Below are 3,919 nucleotides of genomic sequence, written 5' to 3'. Positions count from 1 at the left end.
TGAAAGAACCGATCAGCATCGTTGAGAAAATCAAGCGTGAAGCTCCGTTCCACGCTATTACGCGCGGCGGACACATCACGTATGTGGAGCTGGACGGTGAAGCGCAGAAGAATGTGCGTGCCATTGCCAAGATTGTGAAAGTGATGCACGACGAAGGTATTGGATACGGCTCTATCAATCACCCGGTAGACACTTGTCATAACTGTGGTTACAAGGGAGTTATCTTCGATAAATGCCCTGTATGCCAGAGTGAAAGTATTCTCCGTATGCGCCGTATCACCGGTTATCTGACTGGCGATTTAAGCTCTTGGAACTCTGCCAAACGGGCAGAAGAGAAGGACCGTGTAAAACATTTGTAGAATAAATGTTTGATAATTGATGAATGGATAATGAACGGTGCTTGATGAAAGCGTTACGGTTCATTATCCATTATTCGGTTATTACTTGCAGCACGTTACTCTCATCTTGTACTGTTCTGTAACGAGTATTTATTCCACATTTATATGGTTATCATCCATTCTCAAATCTTCATTTTTCATTAGCTATTAAAGAAGTGAATTTACTAGGAACTTATTCTGAAACGATCGTTGACGGTGAAGGTATCAGGTTTTCTATTTATCTTGCCGGCTGCTCCCATCATTGTCCCGGTTGCCACAACCCGGAGAGTTGGAATCCGGGAGCAGGGGAAGAACTGACGGAGGAGAAACTACAGTCCATCATTCGTGAAATCAAAGCGAATCCTTTGTTGGACGGCGTTACTTTTTCCGGCGGTGATCCGTTTTTTCATCCGGAAGCGTTCCTGCTTTTACTGAAACGGGTGAAAGAGGAAACAGGGATGAACGTGTGGTGCTACACCGGATACACATACGAAGAAATTAAGGCGAAGCCTCGTTTGAGTGCCGCTCTTGATTATATTGATGTATTGGTGGACGGACGCTTCGAACAGGCTCTTTTCTCTCCATATCTGGAGTTCAGGGGAAGCAGTAATCAGCGGATTTTGAAGTTGAAGTAAATGTAATTCGACATTTGGAGTAAGTTGAATCCAGTAGTTGAGCACTAAAAAAACTTATTTTTCAAAGGAAACAAAAACACCTGTACCATTGTTTTGTTTACCTTTACGAAACCAAGTGAATCATTTTTCATCACAGAGTAACGCGGTGCTTTTTTTGTAGTCGGTGGTGTTTGTGTTTGCATCCCTGCGTTGCTTTAAGGTGAAAAAAGAATGACTACTTACAAGAATAAGTTTTTATGGTACAATCGATAAATTCAACTCAAAAAATAGAGGAAACCGACGGATTGCCGATGCCTAAGCGTATTTGGGCGGTGGTGTCCGTTGGATTCGCTCTTTGTATGTCGGTATTGGATATTAACATCGTCAATATCGTACTACCCACGCTTTCGCATGATTTTGGGACTTCTCCCGCTGTAACCACCTGGATTATCAACGGCTATCAGCTGGCCATCGTCATATCGCTACTGTCTTTTTCCGCTTTGGGTGAAATCATCGGTTACCGGAAAGTCTTTCTTTCGGGTATCGGCCTGTTTTGCATCACTTCATTGATCTGTGCCTTGTCCGATTCGTTTTGGACGCTAACCGTCGCCCGTATTTTTCAGGGGTTCAGTGCCTCTGCCATCACCAGCGTGAATACGGCACAGCTACGTTATATCTATCCGAAGAGCCAGATTGGGCGGGGAATGGGGATTAATGCGATGGTCGTTGCCATATCGGCTGCCGCCGGGCCTTCTGTGGCGAGCGGTATTCTTTCTATTGCCAGCTGGCACTGGTTATTTGCTATTAATGTTCCGTTAGGACTTACCGCATTGTTCCTCGGCATCAAACATCTGCCAAGGCAGGAGGAACGCTCGAAACGCAAGTTTGATTATATCAGCGCCATAGCGAATGCGGTTACCTTCGGTCTGCTTATATATACGCTGGACGGATTCGCCCATCACGAGGAAATGGATTTCCTTTTCATTCAACTGGTTGTATTGGCGGTTGTCGGCACGTACTATGTGCGCCGGCAACTGACGCAAACTACTCCGTTACTGCCGCTCGACCTGTTGCGGATTCCTATTTTCCGGTTATCTATCCTGACTTCCATTTGTTCTTTTATCGCTCAAATGTCGGCAATGGTTTCCCTGCCTTTTTTCCTGCAGAACACTTTAGGACACAGTGAGGTGATGACCGGACTTTTGCTTACTCCGTGGCCGTTGGCTACGCTGGTCACGGCTCCATTGGCAGGGTATCTCGTGGAGCGTATTCACCCCGGTATACTGGGAAGTATCGGGATGGTTTTGTTTGCCATCGGGCTTTTCTCGCTTTCCAGTCTGACTGCCGAATCATCTGATATAAGTATCATCCTGCGTTTGATGTTATGTGGTGCGGGCTTCGGATTGTTTCAGACGCCGAACAATAGCACGATTATCTCTTCCGCTCCTACGCAGCGTTCGGGAGGGGCCAGTGGGATGCTGGGAATGGCCCGCCTATTGGGACAGACCACCGGAACAACATTGGTTGCCTTGCTTTTCAGCTTTGTCACTCATAGCCGGAGCACGGCTGTTTGCCTGATGGTGGGGAGTGGGTTTGCCGTTGTGGCAGCTATCGTCAGTAGCTTGAGGCTATCACAGCCTTCCACCCTGAAAAGAAAATAATGAAGTCCTGAAAGAGGATTAAGTCTTTCAGAACTTCACAGGAACATCATACAACATATTAGTAAGTAATCATTCAAGATGAACTTGAAAGATTTGACTTTCTAGTATTTCGTTTCCCGTATGACTTTTACCAGACGGCGGAAGTCTTCCGGATGCACATCACCGATGTTTCCGATACGGAAGGTATCTGCTTTTGAAATCTTTCCCGGGTAAATCACAAATCCTTTATTTTTCAGTGCATAATAGAATGTTTTGAAGTCGAATCCTTCATGCGGATAAAGGAAAGAAGTGATGATAGGCGACTGGATGTCATCTTCGAGCAGTGTTTTGAATCCGAGTGCACGCATTCCTTCCACCAAAATACGGTGATTTTCGCAATAACGTTGGTAACGTGCTTCTACGCCTCCTTCTTCAATCAATTCGGTCAGGGCTTGTTTGAAAGCACGGACAACGTGTGTCGGTGAAGTGAAGCGCCATTTTCCGTGTCCTTTTTCCATTGTTTCCCATTGGTCGTAGATGTCTAGGGAAAGAGAGCGTGCCACTCCTTTGCAATATTTTAATTCCGAACGGCGGGCGATGATAAATCCGAATCCCGGTACACCCTGAATACACTTGTTGGAACTGCTGATTAGGAAGTCGATACCGAGTTCGTTTACATCTAAGGGGATACCTCCGAAGCTGCTCATACAGTCTACAATCAGCTTTTTACCATGCATCTTGACGATGTGGGACAGTTCTTTGATCGGATTCAGGATACCGGTCGTTGTTTCGCAATGAACGAAAGCGACATGTGTGATATCGGAGTTATTGCTAAGATAATCGTCTACATATTCAACTGATACCTGCTCTGTTTCTTCAAAAGCCAGCATGTCGTAGTCGAGATGGTAATATTCTGCAATGTTGCCCATACGGTCGCCATAGGCTCCGTTGCTACAAATCAGGAGTTTGTCTTTCGGGGTGATGGTGGCGCCTAAAACGGCCTCCACGCAATAGGTTCCGCTTCCCTGTAAAAGGATGGAAGTGTATTCTTCCGGTTTTTTAGTGGCGATGTTAACCAGGTCTTTGCGGAGTTCCTGAACAATGCCGAGGTTGTAGTCTTCGTCCCATGTACACCAGTCGGTCATCATGGCTTCTTTTACTGTTTCAGAGGTGGTTAGAGGTCCGGGGGTTAATAACAAATATGGTTTCATAATGATGTTTTCTTTAGAAATGAATAAATAATGCGAATCAGTATTTGATTTATTAGTTAAAAATTAGCGTAATTAGT

The 3,919-nt window shown here is 45.3% G+C and carries 4 protein-coding genes; 3 read left to right on the top strand and 1 reads right to left on the bottom strand.

Annotated features, from left to right (window positions below; genetic code table 11):
• From nrdD to ACT8YW_RS22210, 3 genes are all read left to right on the top strand, one after another.
• Positions 1 to 359 (top strand): anaerobic ribonucleoside-triphosphate reductase (gene nrdD, locus ACT8YW_RS22220; protein ID WP_444107175.1); only part of this gene is annotated, 359 nt, incomplete at its 5' end.
• 194 nt (positions 360 to 553) lie between these two features.
• The gene (nrdG, locus tag ACT8YW_RS22215; protein ID WP_444107174.1) at positions 554 to 1,012 is read left to right on the top strand and encodes an anaerobic ribonucleoside-triphosphate reductase activating protein; all 459 of its coding nucleotides are present in this window, start codon (positions 554 to 556) and stop codon (positions 1,010 to 1,012) included.
• A gap of 236 nt (positions 1,013 to 1,248) precedes the next feature.
• The gene (locus ACT8YW_RS22210; RefSeq protein ID WP_004296786.1) at positions 1,249 to 2,652 is read left to right on the top strand and encodes an MFS transporter; all 1,404 of its coding nucleotides are present in this window, start codon (positions 1,249 to 1,251) and stop codon (positions 2,650 to 2,652) included.
• Positions 2,653 to 2,753: 101 nt separating this feature from the next.
• On the opposite strand, the gene ACT8YW_RS22205 is transcribed toward ACT8YW_RS22210, so the two are convergent.
• Positions 2,754 to 3,842 carry a 2-aminoethylphosphonate--pyruvate transaminase gene (locus ACT8YW_RS22205; protein WP_444107173.1) on the bottom strand — a complete coding sequence of 363 codons (1,089 nt, stop codon included), beginning with the start codon at positions 3,840 to 3,842 and terminating at the stop codon, positions 2,754 to 2,756.
• Between the last annotated feature and the right edge of the window lie 77 nt (positions 3,843 to 3,919).

It is taken from the genome of Bacteroides sp. (assembly GCF_052357945.1).
Taxonomy (GTDB): domain Bacteria; phylum Bacteroidota; class Bacteroidia; order Bacteroidales; family Bacteroidaceae; genus Bacteroides.
The sequence above is the reverse complement of the archived record's forward strand: the minus strand, read 5'-3'. Positions and strand labels throughout refer to the sequence as shown.

What these genes read in the sequence shown, in the direction of transcription:
- ACT8YW_RS22210 (WP_004296786.1), top strand. Translation starts at nt 1,249, where the DNA reads ATGGTACAATCGATAAATTCAACTCAAAAAATAGAGGAAACCGACGGA.
- ACT8YW_RS22205 (WP_444107173.1), bottom strand. Translation starts at nt 3,842, where the DNA reads ATGAAACCATATTTGTTATTAACCCCCGGACCTCTAACCACCTCTGAA.